At 46.9% G+C, this 1,226-nt stretch carries 1 protein-coding gene and 1 pseudogene; both read right to left on the bottom strand.

Going from position 1 to position 1,226, the window contains the following annotated elements:
• Positions 1 to 744, bottom strand: a 744-nt coding sequence (locus tag AND4_RS19125) for a PAS domain-containing protein (protein WP_009844637.1), incomplete at its 3' end; no start/stop codon positions are given.
• A gap of 50 nt (positions 745 to 794) precedes the next feature.
• A pseudogene (locus tag AND4_RS19120) lies at positions 795 to 1,226 on the bottom strand (TIGR01212 family radical SAM protein); the annotation flags it as partial.

Below are 1,226 nucleotides of genomic sequence, written 5' to 3'. Positions count from 1 at the left end.
ATGACTGATAGATAAAGTGCCAATCATCTCCCCAGTCTGAGAGACTAGTGAGTTCTGATTAACCTCAAGCAAACAACTGCGCCCTTGAGGATCCGTTGTCCAGCGACGCTCACTTTTGCGCGATGCTATCGGACTGATGTTTGCAGAGCAGGCTTCGCCTCTGCGTCCTTCCCAAAACAAATCAAACGCTCGGTTGGTCGTTAGCACTTTGCCCTGTTGGTCTTGCAAACAAATCAGCTCAGAAAGAGAGTCAATCGCAGAACGAACAATGCCTAGTTTTTCTAGTTCTTGTTGCAGCTCTTGGTGTGTCACTTGGTAAGGTTGAGCGTAGATAATCCAGACATGATGCCCACGCAACACGCTCTTTTTCCCAGAAAGCTCAACTTTCACGTTTTCTGTTTCACATAGTCTCCAATCAAATAACTGATGGCGAAAATGGCGGCTGGAGAAGCTATCGAGTAGCGTTAACAGTTCTTCATTATGAAAAGAGGCTGGATAAAGAAAACCAGAACCCAATGAGCGAATACCGAGTAATTGCATCGCAGGAGCATTCGCAAGCAGCAATTGGCCATGGCTTGCATCGAGAACAACTACGGGATAAGGGGAGTCTGTAACAAGGTGTTTTAAAGAGGATTGGAATCGAGCATAAATCAATGCCACGGTGAGTACGCACACCACAAAGAGCAAAACCACAAATATGTAGTCGCCGTGCCCATCCCAGAGCCAATTGAGTAACTGATCCATTTTTCCGACCTTTAAAGCAAATCGGATGAAATATAACAGGTCTTAGTCGATCATTCTGCCTTTAATTCTGGTTTGCGATAGATGAAAACATCGCCTGTTAAACTGCCTTGCCCACCCTCATGATTTAATATGCGGCCAATTTCCGTCATCGCAAGCCAACGGTTTTCACACCATAGTGGTGATAGTAAGGTAGGGCGACGCGCCGCAGAAGAAACACGATGGTAAATCACCTCTTTTGGAGTCATGCGGATCATTTCACTGGCGATAGCCACATACTCTTCAAGCTCAGGCGCCTCTAGCTTTCCAGCACGCCACGCTTTTGCCATAGTACTGCCTTCGACAATATGTAGACCGTGAAGCTTGATACCGTCCGTGCCGACATCCAGTACTTTACGTAACGTTTCGACATTGTCTTCGCGCGTTTCTTTTGGCAAACCGACAATAAGATGCGTGCACACCTTAATGCCGCAAGCGCGAGCTCG

This window comes from Vibrio sp. AND4, assembly GCF_000171815.1.
Lineage (GTDB): Bacteria > Pseudomonadota > Gammaproteobacteria > Enterobacterales > Vibrionaceae > Vibrio.
The sequence above is the reverse complement of the archived record's forward strand: the minus strand, read 5'-3'. Positions and strand labels throughout refer to the sequence as shown.